Raw genomic sequence first — 19,198 nt, forward strand, 5'->3', positions numbered from 1 at the left:
ATTTTTCCGCAGTATAACCAACAGCGCGGGAACGTCTCCATGGCGTCGATTCAGAAAAAGATAATATTGGCAAGCATTGCGATCTTTTCCATCACCGGCGCCGCCACGGGCGTTGGCATGTGGGCAACGGAAACGCTAAACCGTAACAGTGAATATGTCGCACTTTCGGCCGAAGTGCTGCGCAACCACATGCAAGCGGACATGATGCATGATGCATTGCGCTCCGACGTACTTGCCGCCATTCTTTCCACCAATGCCAGCATGGGCCTCGACCTTAAGGCGGTTGAGGCTGACCTTGGCGAACATGAAGCCAGCTTCCGCGAAATGATCGAGGCCAACAGGTCCCTGTCAGCAGGCACAAACGTCAAGGCCGTGATTGATGGCGTCGAAAAACCACTGCTCGCTTATATGGAAGCGGCCAATGCGGTTGTCGGCCTTGCGGGTTCCCGCCCGGAAGAGGCGATCAAGCTGATGCCCGAGTTCATGCGGCAATTCTCGGCGCTGGAAAAAGCGATGGAAGTGGCCGGCGACCAGATCGAGGCCCTGTCCGATGCCGCCTCGGCCGAAAGCGAAAAGACCAAGGCGACGATCAACCTTGCCTTGAAGGTCCTGCTGGTTCTGGCGGCAATCTTCTCCGTCGGGCTTTTCCTTCTCACCCGCAGATCGGTTATCCACCCCATCCTGCAATTGTCAAAGAACATGGAAACATTGGCGGGCGGCGATACGTCTCAGCCACCCTCCAGCATCGATCGCAAGGATGAGATCGGCTCCATGTCCGGCGCGGTCGAAATATTCCGACAGGCGGCAATCGCCAATCAAGTACTTGAAGAACAGGCGGCGGCAGCCCGCCGGCAGGCGCAAGCCGATCAGGAAGCAGCGCGCCAGCAGGCCGAGGAGGACGCTTCCGAACGGCTGCGCATCGCCACATCCGGCCTCGCAGCCGGTCTGAAGCGACTGGCTTCGGGTGATCTGGCGTTCCAGCTCGATCAGGCCTTCGCCCCGCAATTTGAAGCCCTGCGGCATGATTTCAACAGTTCTGTCCGGCAGCTGGCCGAAACATTGTTTGCGATTTCCGATGGCATCGGCACGATAGACGGCAGCAGCCGCGAGATTGCCGCCGGCGCATCTGACCTTTCCCGCCGCACGGAAAATCAGGCAGCCTCCCTCGAACAGACCGCCGCAGCGCTCGAGGAAATCACGGCCAATGTTTCAAACGCCAACAAACGCACTTCAGAAGCGCGGCTTGCCGCCACCGACGCCAACCACAGCGCCCTGAAATCGGTCGAGGTGGTCAGCCACGCCGAAGAGGCGATGCGCCGCATCGAGACATCATCGCGGCAGATTACCGGCATCATCGGCGTCATCGACGAAATTGCCTTCCAGACCAATCTTCTGGCGCTGAATGCCGGGGTGGAGGCCGCCCGCGCCGGTGAGGCCGGTAAAGGTTTTGCCGTGGTGGCGCAGGAAGTGCGTGATCTTGCCCAGCGTTCCGCAAAGGCCGCAAGCGAAATCCGTGACCATATCCGCCAATCATCGGCAGAAGTGGAAAGCGGCGTGAAGCTGGTTCTCGATACCGGTACGGCGCTGAAGGATATCGGCGAACGCATCGCCGGCATCGACCAGCACATGACGGCGATTGCGACATCAGCCGCCGAACAATCGACGGGGCTCGCCGAAATCAACGCGGCCGTAAACTCCATGGATCACGCCACCCAGCAGAATGCGGCCATGGTGGAGCAATCCACCGCAGCTTCGGCCACGCTTGCCGCGGAAACGGCAAAGCTGCGCGCGCTGGTTTCACGTTTCCGTCTGGATATGGAAGATGTTGGTGACCAAGACATTATCCGTCGCGTGGCCTGAGGCGGAAGCATTGCGCTGCCATCCGTCCATTGTTTCCAGCCGCTGATTTCAGCGGCTGGAAATTCTTGTCTATCAGTAAGTCTGAACCGGCTGCGACAGGCCGTCGCCGACAACGCCATTGCCATATTGGGCAACGGGCACACCTTCCTGGCCGATCGGCACGCCCTGCTGCGCCGGGCCGAGCGCCGTCACCACGATCGGCGTGCCATCCGGCACGCGATTATAGAGATCGACGATATCCTGGTTGATGAGGCGCACGCAGCCTGACGATACCGACTTGCCGATGGTCCACCATTCGGGCGAACCGTGCAGGCGGTAGATCGTGTCCTTGCCGTCCTTGAAAATATAGAGTGCACGCGCGCCGAGCGGGTTCTTGAGGCCCGGCTCCATACCGCCATTGCGGCTGCTATAGGGCTCCAGCTCCGGCTGACGGGCGATCATTTCATCGGGCGGTGTCCAGCGCGGCCATTGGCGCTTGTACTGGATGACGCCGCGGCCGGCCCATTCGAAACCGGCGCGGCCGAGGCCGACGCCATAACGCATGGCCTGACCGTTCTCATAGGTGAGGTAAAGGAAATGGTTGGCCGTATCGACGACGATGACGCCGGGACGCTCGCCCGTGGGATTGGCCACCATCTGCCGCAGGAACTGGCGCGGAATCCGCTTATAGGGAATTTCCGGCAGCGGAAACTGTTCGTCCGGCTTGGGGCCGTACATCAGCGCATACATCGGATCTTCTGCGGGGGCGGCCGGCCGTGCGGCTTCACGCGCCGTGGTGTTGCAGCCGGCAAGGCCGGCAAGCGCCAATCCACCTGCTCCAAGCAGGAAACCCCGCCGGGTCGTTGTCGTCTCGTTCAATTGAAAAACCTCATTTACGTCATCTCACACTGGCAAAGGGGTCTGCCAGCGCCGCATCGGGGCGGCTGATAGGGTACTTCGTGCCGGAAACCTGCGATGCCATGGACTTGGCGCCGCTGGACTTCAGAATGGCACGGAAGCTCGGATGCATGCCGCCGTCTACATACGCGCTGAGAGGTACGGAAGTTCCCTCGTTCATCGCGGCGGCAATTTTTTGTTGTTCCTCGGCCAGTTTCGACGCCACCGCCGGGTCCGGCTGATTGGTGGCTGGCGGGCAGGCCGCCAGAGGATCAGCAGGCTCGCCTTCGGCGAATTCGCTGTTGAAGACATATCGCCGGCCGCAAACGGAGACCTTGGGCTGGCGGCGCGTCACCTCGAAATAGTCGTAGCCTTCCTTGAGCGTACGCCAGAAGGGCATGTTGGGATCGTCGCGATGCGCCACCATGTTTCGTGCGCTCATGCGGAAGGGATAGGCCTGTACCTGAAAACGATCCTGCCCGCCCTGCAGCGCACGCGCCACGACGGCGTAAATCTCGCCCACCTGTTGGTCGGTCATGGCGTAACAGCCGGACGACGAACAGGCGCCATGCACCATCAGCGCTTCGCCGGTGTAACCGAGCGCCGATTCCAGCCGGTTGGGATAACCGAGATTGAAGGAGACGTAATATTGCGAATTCGGATTCAGCATGCCGGCCGAGACGTGATAAAAACCTTCCGGCGCCTGCCGGTCACCGGTCTTCATCTTCGGCCCGAGCTTTCCGGACCAGCGGCACATGGGATAGGTCTTCAGCAGCGCATAGCTTCCGGTCTTGTCGATCTTCCAGACCTCAAGCTCGCTTTCCTGCTTGAAAATACGAACGAGGACCGGGCTTTCCGGTCGCATGCTCTTGGCAGACATCTGCGCCATCATCTTGGACGACAGCTTCGGCGGGTCCTTCTTGACGCTATCGAGACCCATGGAGGTGCACGCGGCAAGACCGCCGCCGATCGCGACGACCGCAGCTACTCTTACCCCCGCCATCACCTTCAGCCGTAACCCCGCAACCGCGAAATCCAGCAATGCCTTCATGTCCATGGATCGTTCTGCCCGCCTGATTTGCCCGCCTTTCCGGCAGACGCTTAACTAGCGAAGGTGGCCATAACGCGGCAACCTCGCACATGGACAAAGTCTCGTGAACAGACGTTACCCTTTCGTTAATCATAGGGACACAAGCCCGTGAGGAGCGGGGCAGACGGATACACTTATCGAAGCAGCCCCTGCCCGCCATCGATCCATACCGGTGTGCCGGTAATATGGCGCGATGCGTCCGATGCCAGAAAACCGATCAGCGCGGCGACATCGTCGCTCGACCCCGCCACGCCGCCGGTCACGGGAATATCGCCAGCCGGAAAACGAACCGGCACCTCGGTCTTTTCGCGTCCGCGTATATCGGTGTTTTCGTCAATTGCCGTTTCAATCTCGCCCGGACACACGGCATTCACGCGGATGCGGTGACGCCCAAGCTCCAGCGCCAGTTGCTGGGCCATGGCAAGCTGCCCCGCCTTGGTCACGGAATAGGCGGTAGCACCGGGGGAGGTAAAGGTGCGGGTGCCGTTGATCGAGGAGACGATCACGATGGAGCCGCCACCGGCCGCCTTCAGATGCGGTACGCTGGCATGCACGGTGAGATAGGTGCCGCGCAGGTTGATGCGGATCGTATCGTCCCACTCGGAAGGCTTCAACTCATCGATGGGCGCCCAGACACCGTTGACGCCAGCGTTCGCCACCACGACATCGAGGCGACCGAAATCCTCCACGAGCGCTGCGACCGCGTGTCGCATGGCCGCCTCGTCCGAAACATCGGCGAGAAGAACTTTGGAAGAGCCGGATGCGGTCTTTATCTCCTCGGCCACGGCCTGCAGTTCGGATTCGGTGCGGCCGAGCAAGCCAACCGAAAAACCTGCCGCAGCCAGATGAAGGGCGGCGGCACGTCCGATGCCGGAACCTGCGCCGGTGACGAGAGCAACTTTGCGATGAGCCAATGTCACACCCCGCCTTTTCTCGAGGCTATCGAGGTGACCGTGGCCGAAACCGGATCGCTGGCTGGAAAGCTGTCTTCCAGTCCCTCGTCCAATTCCTCTTCCAGAATATCGCGATCCTTCGCGGTGCGGGCGCTTGCCTGACCATGCGGAACATCACCCTGCGCCGTTCCAAGCGCGGAAAACTGCGACGACGCATCAGCGCCGTGGCGGGTGCCGAAAGCTGTCAACTGAACCATCACCGCACTGGCGCGCTTGATGGCCTCTGCATCATCGATCCCTTCCAGTCCGTCGGCGAGGCGGACGGAGACCTGGTCGCCGTCGCTGCCGACGAACTCGACGGATATGACGCCGTTATTGCGTTTTACATAGGTCGTGGAAAGTTGCATGACATGCCCTCCGATTTGAAAAGTATCGGCTTATCCAGCCGATGCGGTAACACTGAAACCTGAATTCACAACGACGGCAGAGCGGAAGGGGTTCCAGATGAATCAGGCCTTTAGCCCGGAAATGCAGGCGAATTTCTTCAAGCGTGACGCGCTGGATGTGGCCCGCGCGCTCATCGGTGCGGAATTTCGCGTCGGCAATGCCGGTGGCATCATCGTGGAAACCGAAGCCTACCATCCGGACGACCCGGCATCCCACGCCTTCAACGGGCAGACCCCACGCAACAGGGCGATGTTCGGCCCGGCCGGCCATCTTTATGTCTACCGGTCCTATGGTATTCACTGGTGCGCAAATTTCGTGTGTGCGCCCGGCTCTGCCGTGCTTCTGCGGGCGATCGAACCGCTGACCGGCCTGGACATGATGAAACTGCGGCGGGGAACGGACAAGCCAAAACTTCTGTGTTCCGGCCCCGGCAGGCTTTGTCAGGCCATGGCCATTACCGGCGACATGGACGGCATGCCGCTCGACGCCCCTCCGTTTTTTCTGCGTTTGCCGAAGGAAGCCGCAGCGGTTACCAGCGGCAGGCGCATCGGCATCAGCCGCGCGGTGGATTATCCGTGGCGCTTCGGGCTTGCAGGCTCGGTGTTCATCAGCAAGAAGTTCGAAAACTCCGACAATAAAGCCATCTAGAGGACTTTCGGCGGCTGATCGTTTTCGTCGGGATTGGGGGTCGGAATTTCATCCGGCAGCCTGTCGGGTTCCGGCTCTTCCACCGGCGGAATATCCGGCTGCGGCGGCACCGGCATTGGTGGTTCGGGATAGGGTTCGACGGGAACGGTCGACATCGCGGCCTCCTGATATAAATGCGCGATCCGAAACAGATTGCTATTTCATCTATCGGGACAACGCGCCTGCGCCGTCGCCATTCAGGCGGCGCAACGCACAAATTCGCCCATCGGTCATATGCCGATCAGGTCCCTCCGGTCCGGTTGCGCCGCCCCGCGGTTGTACAGGGAAAACGCCGGGACCGGCCGTCCGTTCCGTTTTTTGAAGAAGCTTTTTTTGACGGCTCAGGCAAAACCGAGCGCGCTACGGGAAACATCGCGGTTTTCGCAATAATCGCGGGAGTGGGCCTCATGGCCATGCTCACGGGCGGTCGAACGGGTCAGTTCCGGGCTTGGAACATTGAGCAGCGCGTCCGCGTAGGTGCCGGTCGCTTCCACATCATCAATCACAGGCTGCTGTTGCGGTTTTAAAAATTCAAACATCCGTCGTCCTCCTTCGACACGTCCCCTCAACGCGCCGGCCCAAGTCCTGTTCCATAACGAACACGACTGCTTCGATTATACATGAGATGTCGCCGCCGTATAGATGACGAAAGGCGAACGCTATCAACTGACGTTCACAAAATGGAGTGGAATCAGTGAGCTATGCCGACAAGCTCAGGCAGGTCCCACCGACTCCCGCAGGATCAGCTCCACGGGCCACAATTCCTGCACTTCGCGCACCGGCCTGCCGCCGATGATCTGCAGAAGCAGGTCCGTCACCCGCATGCCGGCCATGCGCATGGGGGAGCGGGTGGTGGAAAGCGGCGGCATCATGCTTCCCGGGGTGAGATAGGGAAACACATCATCATGGGCGATGACGGAGACGTCCTTGCCGATCGTCAGACCCAACTGGGTCGCCGCGCGATACACACCTTGCGCTGTCATCATCGCACCCGCAACGAAGGCCGTCGGGCGCGGTGTCTGCTCCAGAAGCGAGCGGGCGAAGCGAAAAGCCGTCTCCTCGCTGAAATGCTCGCTGATCATGAAACGCGGATCCGGCGTGATGCCATGGGTCGCCAGCGCATCGCGAAAACCCTGTTCCCGATCCTGCACGAAAGTACGGCCGACCGGACCGTTGATGAGAGCAATCCGCCTGTGTCCACGCTCCAGAAAATGGATCGTCGGACGATAGGTCACGTCATGATTGTCGATATCGAGCCAGGCATGTTCGAAGGGTGTCTTCGAGCGGCCATGCACGATGAACGGCACACCCAGCCGGTTGAGCAGCGCAATGCGCTCATCCTCCGGGCGCGGTGAATGCACGATGATACCATCCACCCGTCCGCTCGACGCAAGCCTGCTGAAAATCGCCAGTTCCTCGTCAAGGTCATTGTCGACAGTCACGCTGACGAGGATGTCGGTCTCTTCCCCTTCCAGCCGGGTCGCCATTCCACCCATGAATTCCGAGAAGAAATGCCCGCCGCCTGAACGACCCATGACGACACCGATGGCACCCGCCCTGCCGGTTGCCAGCCTGACCGCGTTGGCATTGGGCCGGTAGCCGTATTTCAGCGCAGCCTCCATCACCCGCTGCCGCGTTTCCTCGCGCACCTCGGGATAGCCGCCAAGCGCCCGGCTGACGGTGGTGGGCGACAGCCCGACCTTCTCTGCGAATTCCTTGAGCTTCATATTTTTTGCCAATTTGCCCCTGCATGCGTTGCCGCTGCGGATTTTTCAAGCCGACAAAAATTGAAAACGATTTCAATTTTTTTTCAACTGAAACCTTACAGTTGGATTTTCTGAAAGGCAAAGCCGAAAAATTCCAGACGAAAACCCCCAATTTTCGCTCAATTAGAAAGAGTATTGACAGATTGTCTAGCTTTTGCGAGCTTTCCGTCAGTCAAAAGCGCTTTCAATTTTGAGGATAATCGGGAGCGTCAACGGAGGAGTTTGACAATGAATATTTCCATGAAGACTTTGTTCCTGTGCGGAGTGGTGTTTTCTGCCGCTGTTTCCGCGCAGGCAGCTGAACTTTCCATCGCCGCCAATTCGACCGGCAAGAACGTCGCGTTCTTCCGCGAACGCATCGCCGCCTTCGAGAAAGAAACCGGCCACAAGGTCAATCTCGTCACCATGCCGTCATCATCAAGCGAGCAGTTCAGCCAGTACCGGCTTTGGCTTGCCGCCGGCAACAAGGATGTCGACGTCTACCAGACCGACGTGATCTGGGCGCCGCAGCTGGCCGAGCAATTCGTGGATCTGACCGCAGCGACCAAGGATGTCATCGGCGATCATTTCCCCTCCATCGTCGCCTCGCAGACAGTTGACGGCAAGCTCGTCGCCATGCCGATGTTCACCGACGCGCCGGCACTGTTTTACCGCAAGGACCTTCTGGAAAAATACGGCAAGCAGCCGCCGAAAACCTGGAAGGAACTGAGCGAGACCGCCAAGGAAATCCAGGACAAGGAACGCGAGGGCGGACAGAAGGACCTCTGGGGTTTCGTTTTCCAGGGCAGCGCCTATGAAGGCCTGACCTGCAACGCGCTGGAATGGATCGCCTCCGCCGGCGGTGGCCATATCGTCGAAAGCAACGGCGATATCTCGATCAACAACGAGAAGGCTGCAGCCGCTATCGAAACAGCCAAGGGCTGGGTCGGCACCATCGCGCCGCAGGGCGTGCTTGCTTATAAGGAAGAGGAAGCGCGCGGCGTCTGGCAGACCGGCAACTCCGTCTTCATGCGCAACTGGCCCTATGCCTATGCGCTCGGTAACGGCGCCGACAGCGCCATTAAAGACAAGTTCGGCGTCACCCCGCTTCCGGCCGGTGCAGAAGGTGAAGCCCCTGCCTCGACACTCGGCGGCTGGAACCTCGCCGTTTCGAAATATTCCGACGATCAGGAAGCGGCCATCCAGCTCGTGAAATTCCTGGCATCGAAGGACACCCAGAAGCTGCGCGCGATCCAGCTTTCCAACATGCCGACGATCGCCTCGCTTTACGACGACAAGGATGTCGCGGCCGCCCAGCCGTTCATGCCGACATGGAAGCCGATCTTCCAGACCGCCGTTCCGCGTCCATCCGCCTCGGCCAAGGTAAAATACAACGAGGTTTCGGCCAAGTTCTGGGGCGCCGTGCACAACACGCTCTCCGGTAACGGTACGGCGGCGGAAAATCTCGAACTTCTCGAGGTTGAACTGACCGATCTCAAAGGCAACGGCTGGTAATCCGGCCCGCGCGGGAGGCGGTCTCGTCTGATCGTTTTCCGCGCCCCAACCGCGAGATATCCCCATGAACGACATCGCCCTTCAAAGGCCGGTCGCGGCATCCAGCACCGGCTCCGACCTGCAGTCGGAACGACTGAAATCCGCCTGGCTGTTTCTTGCCCCCACATTTCTGGTGCTGGCGCTGGTGGCAGGCTGGCCGCTCGTGCGCACCGTCTGGTTCAGCCTCACCGACGCCTCGCTCACCAATCTCGAAGGTGCGCAATTCGTCGGCCTCAAGAATTACCTGACATGGATCACGCTCAGCAGCGGCCGCACCATCTATCGCGGCCTGCTTGCCGATCCCGCATGGTGGGGCGCAGTTCTCAACACGCTAAAATTCACCGTCGTCTCTGTCAGCCTCGAAACGGTACTCGGCCTCATCGTCGCGCTGGTGCTGAATGCCGAATTCAAGGGACGCGGCCTCGTGCGCGCCGCCATTCTCGTGCCCTGGGCCATTCCCACCATCGTTTCTGCGCAGATGTGGGCATGGATGCTGAACGACCAGTTCGGCATATTGAACGACCTGTTCCTCAATCTCGGGCTGATCTCCAGCAAGATCGCCTGGACCGCCAATCCGGAAACCGCGATGGTCGCCGTCTTGATCGTCGATATCTGGAAGACCACGCCCTTCATGGCGCTGCTCATTCTCGCCGGCCTGCAAATGGTGCCGAAGGATATGTATGAGGCAGCCAAGGTGGATGGCATTCATCCGGTCAAGGTGTTCTTCCGCGTCACCCTGCCGATGATCCGACCCGCGCTCATGGTCGCCGTCATCTTCCGCATGCTGGATGCGATGCGCGTCTTCGACCTCATCTACATCCTGACACCGAATAATGCCCAGACCCGCACCATGTCGGTGCTGGCTCGTGAGAACCTGTTCGATTTCGACAAGTTCTCCTACGGTGCTGCCGCCTCCACCATGCTGTTCCTCATCATCGCCTCGATCACCGTGATTTACATGTGGCTTGGGCGCGTCAACACCGATGGAGCCGCGCGATGACCCTGCCCAGCATCCTGAAAACCACCGCCTTTTATGCGCTGGTCGCCATCATCATGGTGATTTCGGTATTCCCGTTTTATTATGCGATCCTGACGAGCCTGAAATCCGGCTCGGCGCTGTTCCAGGTCAATTATTGGCCGCGTGACTTTTCGCTGACCAATTACAGCTTCGTCATCGGCAACGGCACGTTCCTGCGCAATCTCGGCAATTCGCTGTTCGTTGCATCTTCCGTCGTCATATTGTCGCTGTTCCTTGCGGTAACGGCATCCTATGCCTTGGCCCGCGTCCGCTTTCGTGGCCGCTCGCTGCTGCTGCTCACCATCCTGTCGGTTTCGATGTTCCCGCAGATCGCCGTTCTCGCCGGCCTGTTTGAACTGATCCGCTGGGCGGGCATCTTCAACACGCCGCTGGCGCTGATCTTTTCCTACATGATCTTCACCCTGCCCTTCACGGTCTGGGTGCTGACAACCTTCATGCGTGACCTGCCGATCGAGATCGAGGAAGCAGCGATTGTCGATGGCGCGACGCCATGGGTCATCATCACCCAGGTGTTCATGCCGTTAATGTGGCCCGCACTCGTCACGACAGGGCTTCTCGCCTTCATCGCAGCGTGGAACGAATTCCTTTTCGCGCTCACCTTCACCTCATCGAACGAGCAGCGCACGGTGCCCGTCGCCATCGCGCTCCTGTCGGGCGGCTCGCAGTTCGAAATCCCGTGGGGAACGATCATGGCCGCGTCGGTCATCGTCACCGCCCCGCTCGTCGTCCTCGTTCTGATCTTCCAGCGACGCATCATCTCCGGCCTCACCGCCGGCGGCGTCAAAGGCTAGGAGAAAATTCATGACCACCATTCAACTGCGCGATCTTCGCAAATCCTTCGGCGCCTTCGATGTCATCAAGGGCATCGACATGGATATCCGCTCCGGCGAGTTCATGGTTTTCGTCGGCCCTTCCGGCTGCGGCAAGTCCACGCTTTTGCGCCTCATCTGTGGGCTGGAGGAAATTTCCAGTGGTACGCTTTCCTTCGACAACGAGACGGTGAACCGCCTGCCGCCCGCCAAGCGTGGCGTCGCCATGGTCTTCCAGTCCTATGCGCTTTATCCGCATATGACCGTGTTCGAAAACATGGCCTTTGGCATGAAACTCTCGGGCGCGGACAAGGAACAGCGCAAGAAGCGCGTGGAGGCAGCAGCCGAGATGCTGCAGCTCACGCCCTATCTGGAGCGCCTGCCGAAGCAGCTTTCCGGCGGCCAGCGCCAGCGTGTCGCCATCGGCCGCGCCATCGTGCGCGATCCCAAGGTATTCCTGTTCGACGAGCCGCTTTCCAACCTCGATGCGGCATTGCGCGTCGCCACGCGTCTGGAAATCGCCAGGCTGCACCGCTCGATGCATGACACGACGATGATTTACGTCACCCACGACCAGGTGGAGGCGATGACGCTCGCCGACCGCATATGTGTGTTGCGCGACGGTCGGGTCGAGCAGATCGGCACGCCGCTGGAGCTTTACGAAAGCCCTGTCAACACCTTCGTCGCCGGCTTCATCGGCTCGCCGAAGATGAACTTCCTGTCCGGCAAATATGCCGAATCCGAAGGCGCAAAAACCATTGGCATCCGCCCCGAACACATTACCATCGCCACAGATGGCAGCGGCTGGAGCGGCGAAATCGTGCATTCGGAAATGCTGGGATCGGACAGCTATATCTATGTCGAGATCGGCGCGGGTGAACCCGTCGTCGTTCGCGAAGAGGGCGTCACCAACCGCACGGCTGGCGAACGTATCGCCATCGTGCCGGATGCGGCGCAGATCCACCGTTTCGACGCCGAAGGCCGGGCGCTTGCCCGCAACCCCGCCCGGGGTGCTGCCTGAAATTTCCACTTTCGCCGGGATCACCCAAGGTCCCGGCTTTCACCGAGGAGCATGAAAATGACCATCAACACCGTTGTATGGGGCGAAAATATCCACGAACACATCAATGAGACGGTGCGTTCGATCTATCCAAACGGCATGCACAACACCATTGCCGACGCGCTGAACCAGAACCCCGAGATCAACGCCACCACCGCCACGCTGCAGGAGCCGGAACACGGGCTTTCGCAGGAGCGCCTCGACAAGACCGATGTTCTGGTCTGGTGGGGCCACAAGGATCATGGCGCGGTGCAGGATGAAATCGTCGAGCGTGTCGCCAAGCGCGTCTGGGAAGGCATGGGCCTCATCGTCCTGCATTCCGGCCACTTCTCCAAGCCGTTCAAGCGCCTGATGGGCACGCCTTGCGCGCTGAAATGGCGTGAGGCGGGCGAACGCGAGCGCCTGTGGACCATCAATCCGCGCCATCCGATTGCAGCCGGCCTGCCCGAGCATTTCGAGCTGGAAAACGAAGAAATGTATGGCGAACAGTTCTCCGTGCCGGAGCCTCTGGAAACGGTGTTCATCTCCTGGTTCCAGGGCGGTGAAGTCTTCCGTTCCGGCCTCACCTGGCGTCGTGGCGCAGGCAACATCTTCTACTTCCGCCCCGGCCACGAGACCTATCCCACCTATCACGATGCCAATGTCCAGAAGGTCATCAGCAATTCGGTGAAATGGGCCTATAATCCGGTTGGCGCACTGAAAAGCATTCACGACGCCCCCAATGTTCCCGTCGACAAGGCTCTGGAGCCGATCGAGGAACGCGGCCCCAAGCTGCACAAGGCAGGCGAAGCAGGTTACAGGTAACAAGCCATGAGACTTCTCATTCTCGGAACCGGCGGCATGGCCAATAACCATGCCACTTATTTCTCGCAGATCCCCGGCGTCGAACTCGTCGCAGCGGTGGATGTGGACGATGTGGTGGTGCGGGGCTTTGCGCTCCGCCACAACATCCCGCTCTCCTTCACCTCGCTGGATGACGCCATTGCCTGGGGTGAATTCGATGCGGCAGCCAATGTCACGCCGGACGCGATCCACCATCCGACCAGCCTGAAGCTGCTCGCGGCCGGCAAGCATGTCTTCTGCGAAAAGCCGCTGGCGGAAAACTACGCCAAGGCCGCCGAAATGGCCGATGCCGCTGAAAAGGCCGGCCTCGTCGCCATGGTCAACCTCACCTACCGCAACGTCGCCCCCTTGCAGGCGGCGCGCGAGATGGTACTGGCCGGCAAGATCGGCAAGGTGCGGCATCTGGAAGCCTCCTATCTCCAGAGCTGGCTCGTTTCCAAGGCCTGGGGCGACTGGATGACGGAGAGCAAGTGGTTGTGGCGGCTTTCCACCAAGCATGGCTCGAACGGCGTGCTTGGTGATGTCGGCATCCACATTCTCGACTTCGCGTCCTATGGCGCGGGCAGCGATGTGGAGCGCATCTTCACGCGGCTGAAAACCTTCGACAAATATGAAGGCAACAAGATTGGCGTCTACGACCTCGACGCCAATGACAGCTTCACCATGACCGCAGAACTGGAAAACGGCGCCATGGGCGTCATCCATGCCAGCCGCTGGGCGACGGGGCACTTGAACGAACTTCGCCTGCGCATCCACGGCGACAAGGGCGCGCTGGAAGTCACCCACACGCCTGACTATTCCAGCCTGCGCGCCTGCATCGGCGAGGATGTGGAAAAGGCGATCTGGAAGACGATCGATGTCGACCCCGTGGCAACGAATTACGAAAAATTCGCCAAGGCCGTCATGGAAGGCGGCCCCGCCGACCCGGATTTCCGTCATGCCGCCAATCTGCAAAAGGTGCTCGATCTGTCGATCATCGCGGATCGGGAGAGGCGCGAGCTGGCCGTTTCGGCTTGATGTGAAAGAACAATATGCGGCAAAACGTTGCCGCATGTTTCTTCTCCCCAAGGGGGAGAAGGTGGCCCGAAGGGTCGGATGAGGGGGCAAGCTCCCCGAATATCGCTGACGTTACCCCCTCATCCCGCTGCCGCGACCTTCTCCCCGGCGGGGAGAAGAAGCAAGTGGCACCCGCTCACTCAATCCGCTATGCGCTTTCTTAAAGACGCGGACTACGGCGTGGAATTTCACTCCCGCACAATCTACACGCCGCGCTTATTCCCCCACAACAGCACATGCAGCTGCGGCAGCACCCGCGCCGAAAACCAGCGGTCTTCGCTGACCTTGTTTACCAGCCACAACATCCGGTCCATCACCCCATCGATATCCACGCGCGCATCGTCATCATCCGGCGGCGGCGGGGTATGGTTGCCGGGCTGAAGATAAACCGGCAGATGCGGGAAACGCGCGGATGCCGCCTTGGCATAGGCATAATCCGCATCGTCGAACACCACGATCTTCAGCGCCACCTGCGGTCCGTCGTCTGCGGCGGCAAGACAGTCTTCGAAGGCCTGCCAGTCCGTTTCCATGCCGCTTGATGGCGGCTTTGGGCTCAGAACCAGATGGTCGAGATCGGCAAACCAGTCCTTGGCGATACTGCCCTGCGTTTCCAGCGCGAAACGATACCCCTCGCCCTGCCCTTTTGCGATCAGCGACCCCAGCGGCTGGATGGCGGGATTACCGCCTGACAGTGACACCGTCAGCGGCACGCCGCCGGAAAGCCGCCGTACCTCCTGCCAGATCGCCTCGACCGGCATCGGTTTCCACGTGTCGCGGTAATCGCTGTCGACCGCATGCAGCGTATCGCACCAGGAACAGCGGTAATCGCAGCCACCGGTACGCACGAAGACTGTCGGCAGACCGATCAGAAGACCTTCGCCCTGAATGGTCGGTCCGAAGATTTCGCTAATGCGGATCGTGGTTTCCTTCGCTGCAATCTTTTGTGCAGCCGCCGTCATGGCCGGTATTCCGCCCAGGTCTTGGCAGTTTCGCTGACCCGCACGGCGCTGGTTTCCGGCAAGCGATCCTTGCACCAGTCATAGAAATGCTTCGCCAGGCATTCCGCCGTCACCCGATCATGGCCGATAACGTCGTTCAGGTGGCGATGGTCAAAATGATCGTCGATATAACGCTTTAGCGGCGAAAGCTCGTGATAGTCGCGCACGAAACCGTGCTCGTTCAGGGCTTCGCCCGATAATTCGACCTCAACGATGTAATTATGGCCGTGCAGACGGTTGCACTGGTGATCGGACGGCAGGCTTTTTAGCTGATGCGAGGCGGAGAAGTGAAATTCCTTGGTAATGCGGAACATCAGCGCACCTCCTGTGCCGCAAAGGCATGGGTGGCCGCTACCCAGAAGTCCGGATCCTCATAATCGGTCGGATCGGTAACACCGGCCAGATGAAAGGCCTCGCGCCGCTCCACGCAGGTGCCGCAACGACCGCAATGGGTGAGACCACCCTTGTAACAGGACCATGTTTCGCCAAACGGCGTGCCGTATTTCACCGCATCGGTAACGATTGCCGCTTTGGAAACCGCGACATAGGGCGCAAACAGGGCGACATCGGCATAACCTTCCAGCGCATGCGCCTGCATGGCATTGAAGCTGTCGATGAAGCCCGGCCGGCAATCGGGGTAGATGAAGTGATCGCCGCCATGCACGGCAATCGCAACAGCATCCGCCTGCTGCGCGGCAGCCAACCCAAAAGCGATGGTGAGCATGATGGCGTTGCGGTTCGGCACCACGGTGGAGCGCATGGTCTCTTCCGCATAATGCCCATCCGGCACCGCAATGTCGTCCGTCAACGCCGAACCGGTGAGATGCGCGCCGATGGTTCTGATGTCGATGACATGATGCGGCACGCCGAGCCGTTTCGCACAATCGGCGGCAAAATCCAGCTCCTTCCTGTGGCGCTGGCCATAGTCGAAGGAGACGAGAGCGAGAAGTTCGTGTTCCGCCGCGATTTTATGCGCAAGCGAAACGGAGTCCAATCCGCCGGAGCAGATGACGATGGTTTTCATAATTTTGGATCCCTTGTTTTGACCGGGTGGGCTGCGACCGGATTACAGGGGGCGGCTTTAAAGCAAAATGCGGGATTTGTGAAGGGCTTTGCGGAAAGTCCGAAAGCGGCGAAGTCGCCTTCGCCGCTTTCAAGATCATAAAGGCCTCAGCGTAGCAGCGCCTGCGCCTCCTCGATGCCCAAAGCCGCCGGCTGGGTGCAGGTCGTCGTCATCTCGATGAAGCGGCCTTCCTCGCCGGACTTCAGGATCGAGGTCATCACGTCGATGCCATGCAGCGAGCGATCGAGCGAGCAGCGGGCATCTCGGCCTTCAAGGATGGCAATCGCCATATCGGCAAGGCCGGCGGTGCGGTAATTGGCGCGCGGGCCGTTCGGGCTTTCCTGATTGGCAATGCCGAAGGGATGCGCCCAGTCTTCCAGCGGCTGGATGTTCTTGTCGCGACTACTGGCTTCGACCACGCCGCCAAAGAAGTTCGGGTCCGGCACGTAGATCGAGCCTTCCGTGCCGTAAAGCTCCATATTGGCGTGGCGATGCGACCACACATCCCAGCTGGCTGAAAGCGTGATCGTCGCTCCGTTCACGAATTCCAGAAGCGCGTGGATGTTGGTTGGCGTTTCGACCGGAATGATCTCACCATTCAGCGGCTGGCTGGTCACCGTACGGGTGGGGTTTGCCATGGAGGTCAGCGCGCCGACGCGTTGGACCGGGCCGATGAGGTTGATGAGGTTGGCGACGTAATAGGGACCGAGATCGAGGATCGGCCCGCCGCCCTTCAGGAAGAAGAAGCCCGGATTGGGGTGCCACATTTCCATGCCGGGGCTCATCACGTGGCAGGTGCCTGACGTGATGCGCCCGACCTTGCCGTCATCGATATATTGCCGGGCAAGCTGATGCGCACCGCCGAGGAAGGTATCCGGTGCGCAGCCGACGGAAAGCTTCTTTTCGCGGGCGATGCGCCGCAATTCCTCGCCTTCTTCCAGCGAAAGTACCAGCGGCTTTTCCGAATAAACGTGCTTGCCCGCCTCGAGGGCTGCCTTCGACACCGGAAAATGCGCGGCGGGAATGGTGAGGTTCACCACCACATCGATTTCGGGGTTGGCGAGCAGTTCCTCGATGGACTGCGCGACGACACCGAATTCTTCCGCCCTCAGCTCCGCCGCATTGCGGTTGAGGTCAGCGCAGGCGAGCACCTTGATGCCCTTGAAGAGCGGCGCCAGCGAGAAATAAGCAGACGAGATATTGCCGCATCCGATGATGCCGACGCCAAGATCCCTGGCCATGATGAAAACTCCGAAAATTGAAACTCAGTAGGTTTTGAAGGATGCGATCGAGCGGGTGATCAGCCGGTCGATATCTTTCGGATTGTCGTGCTCAACCACGAAATGTTTCGTGGCGGATTTCGCCTTCAGCGCGGCGACAAGGACCTTCCAGTCAACCGTGCCATGGCCGACATCCGCCCAACCGTCTTCATCCGCATTTTCCCCTGATGGTGCGATATCCTTCACATGCACGGCGGTGATGCGCTTGCCATAGCTTTCGATCCAGGCGAGCGGATCGGCATTGCCCCTGATAATCCAGGCGATATCCGCTTCCCATTTCAGGTCCGGTCCGCCGGCAAGAATCTGCTCCTGCGGGGTGGAACCATCGGCAAGCGCCTTGAACTCGAAGTCGTGGTTGTGCCAGCCGAAGGTAAGCCCGGCATCGACGAAGGGTTTGCCGGCTTCCTGCAGCCGCTTGCCGAAGGCGAACCAGCCTGCGGCATCCGCCGGGCGCTGGTCGGGCATAAGGTAAGGGCAATAGATCGCCTCCACGCCCAGAACCTTGGCAATATTGAGCGCCTTTTTCGGATCGCCTTCCAGAAGGTCAAGGCCAAAATGGCCTGTTGGCATGGAAAGACCGTTGGCGTCGAGTTCGGCGCGCAGAGCCTTCAAGCCGGCATCATCCAGCGACGCATACATGGCGCCGTAACCTTCTACCTGTTTGTAACCCGCCGCCGAGAGCTTCTTCAAAATATTGGAAAAAGGCTGGAAATTGCGGGCGCTATAAAGCTGAAAACCGAGTTCTGTCATTGTCTCCTCCATAGAGATGTGGGGTCTTGGGATTGTGTGTGGGGGAATTATCGAGCCTCTAAAGCCGATCCTCGCTCTCGGCGTCGAACAACGAGGCCATGGTCAGGTCGAGACCGAGGCGAACCTTGGTGCCCGGCGAAAACCGCCTGTGGCCGCCGACACGCACGGACATCGTATGGCCGGCATGTTTCAGCCAGATCAGATTGTCGGCGCCCATCGGCTCCTCGATATCGACGATCGCCTCATGCACCTCACCGGCGACGATATCGGCATCGACCCGCACATGTTCGGGGCGCACGCCGAGAACCACGGCGCGGCCGGCTGCAAGCGGCGCCTCCGGCTGATATCCGTCCAGCGAGAAGGTGACGCCATTGGTGGTGAAGACGACCTTGCCGTCCTTCTCGATCAGCTCGCCGCGCAGGAAGTTCATCGAGGGTGAACCGATGAAGCCGGCGACGAAGAGGTTCTTCGGCTTGTTGTAAATGGTAACGGGATCGGCGAGCTGCTGGATGACGCCGCTTTTCATGATGGCGATGCGGTCCGCCAGCGTCAGCGCCTCGATCTGGTCATGCGTCACATAGATCATGGTGTTCTTCAGCGACTGGTGCAGCCGCTTGATTTCGACACGCAGTTCCGAGCGCAGCTTGGCGTCGAGGTTCGAGAGCGGCTCGTCAAACAGGAACACATCCACATCGCGCACCAGCGCCCGTCCGATCGCCACGCGCTGGCGCTGTCCGCCGGAAAGCTCGGCCGGCTTGCGCTTCAGCAGCGGTTCGATCTGCAGGATGCCGGCCGCCCGTTTCACACGCCGCTCGATTTCCTCCTTCGGCACCTTCGCGACCTGTAGGCCGAATGACAGGTTCTTCTCCACCGTCATCTGCGGATAAAGCGCATAGGACTGGAACACCATGCCGATACCGCGATCCTTCGGCTCTTCCCAGGTGACGTTGCGGTCCTTGATGAATATCTGCCCATCGGTCGGTTCCAGAAGGCCCGCAATGCAGTTGAGAAGGGTCGACTTGCCGCAGCCGGAAGAGCCGAGCAGCACGAGGAATTCGCCGTCGTAAATATCGAGATTGAGGTCTTTCAGCACGGTAACGGCACCGAAGGACAGGGAAAGATCGCGGATGGAAACGCTTTTGTTCATA

21 protein-coding genes are annotated in these 19,198 nt (G+C 59.9%); 8 read left to right on the forward strand and 13 right to left on the reverse strand.

The annotated features are described in order from the left end of the window. Positions 1–39 precede the first annotated feature (39 nt). Positions 40–1,860 carry a methyl-accepting chemotaxis protein gene (locus CFBP6623_RS16885; RefSeq protein ID WP_046801346.1) on the forward strand — a complete coding sequence of 607 codons (1,821 nt, stop codon included), beginning with the start codon at positions 40–42 and terminating at the stop codon, positions 1,858–1,860. 72 nt (positions 1,861–1,932) lie between these two features. On the opposite strand, the gene CFBP6623_RS16890 is transcribed toward CFBP6623_RS16885, so the two are convergent. The 4 genes from CFBP6623_RS16890 to CFBP6623_RS26875 all read right to left on the reverse strand — a co-directional run bounded on the left by CFBP6623_RS16890 (position 1,933) and on the right by CFBP6623_RS26875 (position 5,126). After that, the gene (locus CFBP6623_RS16890; protein ID WP_046801347.1) at positions 1,933–2,718 is read right to left on the reverse strand and encodes a L,D-transpeptidase; all 786 of its coding nucleotides are present in this window, start codon (positions 2,716–2,718) and stop codon (positions 1,933–1,935) included. Between the two features lie 19 nt (positions 2,719–2,737). Further along, entirely contained in the window at positions 2,738–3,793 is a 1,056-nt protein-coding gene (locus CFBP6623_RS16895) for a L,D-transpeptidase family protein (protein WP_046801348.1), read from the reverse strand. 167 nt (positions 3,794–3,960) lie between these two features. Beyond that, entirely contained in the window at positions 3,961–4,746 is a 786-nt protein-coding gene (locus CFBP6623_RS16900; RefSeq protein WP_046801349.1) for an SDR family oxidoreductase, read from the reverse strand. Continuing rightward, positions 4,743–5,126, reverse strand: coding sequence for a hypothetical protein (locus CFBP6623_RS26875; RefSeq protein WP_046801350.1), 384 nt, complete (start codon positions 5,124–5,126; stop codon positions 4,743–4,745). Before CFBP6623_RS26875 ends, CFBP6623_RS16900 begins: the two co-directional genes overlap by 4 nt. Positions 5,127–5,223: 97 nt before the next feature. Here CFBP6623_RS26875 and CFBP6623_RS16910 point away from each other — a divergent pair, with 97 nt between their 5' ends. Then, positions 5,224–5,814: a DNA-3-methyladenine glycosylase gene (locus tag CFBP6623_RS16910; protein WP_046801351.1), complete on the forward strand. Its 591-nt coding sequence runs from the start codon at positions 5,224–5,226 to the stop codon at positions 5,812–5,814. Here the strand turns inward: CFBP6623_RS16910 and CFBP6623_RS16915 are convergent. The 3 genes from CFBP6623_RS16915 to CFBP6623_RS16925 form a co-directional block, all read right to left on the reverse strand. Continuing rightward, positions 5,811–5,969, reverse strand: coding sequence for a hypothetical protein (locus CFBP6623_RS16915; protein WP_080842802.1), 159 nt, complete (start codon positions 5,967–5,969; stop codon positions 5,811–5,813). The genes CFBP6623_RS16910 and CFBP6623_RS16915 overlap by 4 nt on opposite strands. Positions 5,970–6,194: 225 nt before the next feature. Continuing rightward, a complete protein-coding gene (locus CFBP6623_RS16920; protein ID WP_046801352.1) occupies positions 6,195–6,392 on the reverse strand; it encodes a hypothetical protein in 198 nt (65 codons plus the stop codon). Positions 6,393–6,566: 174 nt separating this feature from the next. Further along, positions 6,567–7,580, reverse strand: a complete 1,014-nt coding sequence (locus tag CFBP6623_RS16925) for a substrate-binding domain-containing protein (protein ID WP_046801353.1) — start codon at positions 7,578–7,580, stop codon at positions 6,567–6,569. 267 nt (positions 7,581–7,847) lie between these two features. Here CFBP6623_RS16925 and CFBP6623_RS16930 point away from each other — a divergent pair, with 267 nt between their 5' ends. The 6 genes from CFBP6623_RS16930 to CFBP6623_RS16955 all read left to right on the forward strand — a co-directional run bounded on the left by CFBP6623_RS16930 (position 7,848) and on the right by CFBP6623_RS16955 (position 13,920). Further along, positions 7,848–9,113, forward strand: coding sequence for an ABC transporter substrate-binding protein (locus CFBP6623_RS16930; protein ID WP_046801354.1), 1,266 nt, complete (start codon positions 7,848–7,850; stop codon positions 9,111–9,113). Positions 9,114–9,177: 64 nt separating this feature from the next. After that, positions 9,178–10,152 carry a carbohydrate ABC transporter permease gene (locus CFBP6623_RS16935; RefSeq protein WP_046801355.1) on the forward strand — a complete coding sequence of 325 codons (975 nt, stop codon included), beginning with the start codon at positions 9,178–9,180 and terminating at the stop codon, positions 10,150–10,152. Next, positions 10,149–10,982: a carbohydrate ABC transporter permease gene (locus CFBP6623_RS16940; protein ID WP_046801356.1), complete on the forward strand. Its 834-nt coding sequence runs from the start codon at positions 10,149–10,151 to the stop codon at positions 10,980–10,982. The genes CFBP6623_RS16935 and CFBP6623_RS16940 overlap by 4 nt, the downstream gene beginning before the upstream one ends. A gap of 10 nt (positions 10,983–10,992) precedes the next feature. Continuing rightward, positions 10,993–12,021, forward strand: a complete 1,029-nt coding sequence (locus CFBP6623_RS16945) for an ABC transporter ATP-binding protein (protein ID WP_046801357.1) — start codon at positions 10,993–10,995, stop codon at positions 12,019–12,021. A gap of 57 nt (positions 12,022–12,078) precedes the next feature. Continuing rightward, positions 12,079–12,864: a ThuA domain-containing protein gene (locus tag CFBP6623_RS16950; RefSeq protein ID WP_046801358.1), complete on the forward strand. Its 786-nt coding sequence runs from the start codon at positions 12,079–12,081 to the stop codon at positions 12,862–12,864. Between the two features lie 6 nt (positions 12,865–12,870). After that, positions 12,871–13,920, forward strand: a complete 1,050-nt coding sequence (locus CFBP6623_RS16955) for a Gfo/Idh/MocA family protein (protein ID WP_046801359.1) — start codon at positions 12,871–12,873, stop codon at positions 13,918–13,920. 242 nt (positions 13,921–14,162) lie between these two features. Here CFBP6623_RS16955 and queE read toward each other — a convergent pair whose 3' ends face one another. The 6 genes from queE to CFBP6623_RS16985 form a co-directional block, all read right to left on the reverse strand. After that, the gene (queE, locus tag CFBP6623_RS16960; RefSeq protein ID WP_046801360.1) at positions 14,163–14,918 is read right to left on the reverse strand and encodes a 7-carboxy-7-deazaguanine synthase QueE; all 756 of its coding nucleotides are present in this window, start codon (positions 14,916–14,918) and stop codon (positions 14,163–14,165) included. Then, positions 14,915–15,271 (reverse strand): 6-carboxytetrahydropterin synthase QueD, encoded by a 357-nt coding sequence (gene queD, locus CFBP6623_RS16965; protein ID WP_046801361.1) that lies wholly within the window; start codon positions 15,269–15,271, stop codon positions 14,915–14,917. Before queD ends, queE begins: the two co-directional genes overlap by 4 nt. Continuing rightward, on the reverse strand, positions 15,271–15,981 hold the full coding sequence (queC, locus tag CFBP6623_RS16970; protein WP_046801362.1) for a 7-cyano-7-deazaguanine synthase QueC: 711 nt from the start codon (positions 15,979–15,981) through the stop codon (positions 15,271–15,273). The genes queD and queC overlap by 1 nt, the downstream gene beginning before the upstream one ends. A 146-nt stretch (positions 15,982–16,127) precedes the next feature. Then, positions 16,128–17,261, reverse strand: coding sequence for a Gfo/Idh/MocA family protein (locus tag CFBP6623_RS16975; protein ID WP_046801363.1), 1,134 nt, complete (start codon positions 17,259–17,261; stop codon positions 16,128–16,130). Positions 17,262–17,285: 24 nt separating this feature from the next. Beyond that, positions 17,286–18,050, reverse strand: coding sequence for a sugar phosphate isomerase/epimerase family protein (locus CFBP6623_RS16980; protein ID WP_046801364.1), 765 nt, complete (start codon positions 18,048–18,050; stop codon positions 17,286–17,288). Between the two features lie 58 nt (positions 18,051–18,108). Then, positions 18,109–19,197 (reverse strand): ABC transporter ATP-binding protein, encoded by a 1,089-nt coding sequence (locus CFBP6623_RS16985; RefSeq protein WP_046801477.1) that lies wholly within the window; start codon positions 19,195–19,197, stop codon positions 18,109–18,111. Position 19,198: the final 1 nt, after the last annotated feature.

Source organism: Agrobacterium tumefaciens, assembly GCF_005221385.1.
GTDB classification, from domain to species: Bacteria; Pseudomonadota; Alphaproteobacteria; order Rhizobiales; family Rhizobiaceae; genus Agrobacterium; species Agrobacterium tomkonis.

Excerpts from the sequence above, each read along its gene's own strand:
- CFBP6623_RS16930 (WP_046801354.1), top strand. The coding sequence starts at position 7,848 with ATGAATATTTCCATGAAGACTTTGTTCCTGTGCGGAGTGGTGTTTTCT.
- CFBP6623_RS16925 (WP_046801353.1), bottom strand. The coding sequence starts at position 7,580 with ATGAAGCTCAAGGAATTCGCAGAGAAGGTCGGGCTGTCGCCCACCACC.
- CFBP6623_RS16915 (WP_080842802.1), bottom strand. The coding sequence starts at position 5,969 with ATGTCGACCGTTCCCGTCGAACCCTATCCCGAACCACCAATGCCGGTG.
- CFBP6623_RS16980 (WP_046801364.1), bottom strand. The coding sequence starts at position 18,050 with ATGACAGAACTCGGTTTTCAGCTTTATAGCGCCCGCAATTTCCAGCCT.
- queE (WP_046801360.1), bottom strand. The coding sequence starts at position 14,918 with ATGACGGCGGCTGCACAAAAGATTGCAGCGAAGGAAACCACGATCCGC.
- CFBP6623_RS26875 (WP_046801350.1), bottom strand. The coding sequence starts at position 5,126 with ATGCAACTTTCCACGACCTATGTAAAACGCAATAACGGCGTCATATCC.
- CFBP6623_RS16950 (WP_046801358.1), top strand. The coding sequence starts at position 12,079 with ATGACCATCAACACCGTTGTATGGGGCGAAAATATCCACGAACACATC.
- CFBP6623_RS16885 (WP_046801346.1), top strand. The coding sequence starts at position 40 with ATGGCGTCGATTCAGAAAAAGATAATATTGGCAAGCATTGCGATCTTT.
- queC (WP_046801362.1), bottom strand. The coding sequence starts at position 15,981 with ATGAAAACCATCGTCATCTGCTCCGGCGGATTGGACTCCGTTTCGCTT.
- CFBP6623_RS16975 (WP_046801363.1), bottom strand. The coding sequence starts at position 17,261 with ATGGCCAGGGATCTTGGCGTCGGCATCATCGGATGCGGCAATATCTCG.
- CFBP6623_RS16895 (WP_046801348.1), bottom strand. The coding sequence starts at position 3,793 with ATGGACATGAAGGCATTGCTGGATTTCGCGGTTGCGGGGTTACGGCTG.
- CFBP6623_RS16940 (WP_046801356.1), top strand. The coding sequence starts at position 10,149 with ATGACCCTGCCCAGCATCCTGAAAACCACCGCCTTTTATGCGCTGGTC.
- CFBP6623_RS16985 (WP_046801477.1), bottom strand. The coding sequence starts at position 19,197 with ATGAACAAAAGCGTTTCCATCCGCGATCTTTCCCTGTCCTTCGGTGCC.
- CFBP6623_RS16910 (WP_046801351.1), top strand. The coding sequence starts at position 5,224 with ATGAATCAGGCCTTTAGCCCGGAAATGCAGGCGAATTTCTTCAAGCGT.
- CFBP6623_RS16945 (WP_046801357.1), top strand. The coding sequence starts at position 10,993 with ATGACCACCATTCAACTGCGCGATCTTCGCAAATCCTTCGGCGCCTTC.
- CFBP6623_RS16920 (WP_046801352.1), bottom strand. The coding sequence starts at position 6,392 with ATGTTTGAATTTTTAAAACCGCAACAGCAGCCTGTGATTGATGATGTG.
- CFBP6623_RS16955 (WP_046801359.1), top strand. The coding sequence starts at position 12,871 with ATGAGACTTCTCATTCTCGGAACCGGCGGCATGGCCAATAACCATGCC.
- CFBP6623_RS16935 (WP_046801355.1), top strand. The coding sequence starts at position 9,178 with ATGAACGACATCGCCCTTCAAAGGCCGGTCGCGGCATCCAGCACCGGC.
- queD (WP_046801361.1), bottom strand. The coding sequence starts at position 15,271 with ATGTTCCGCATTACCAAGGAATTTCACTTCTCCGCCTCGCATCAGCTA.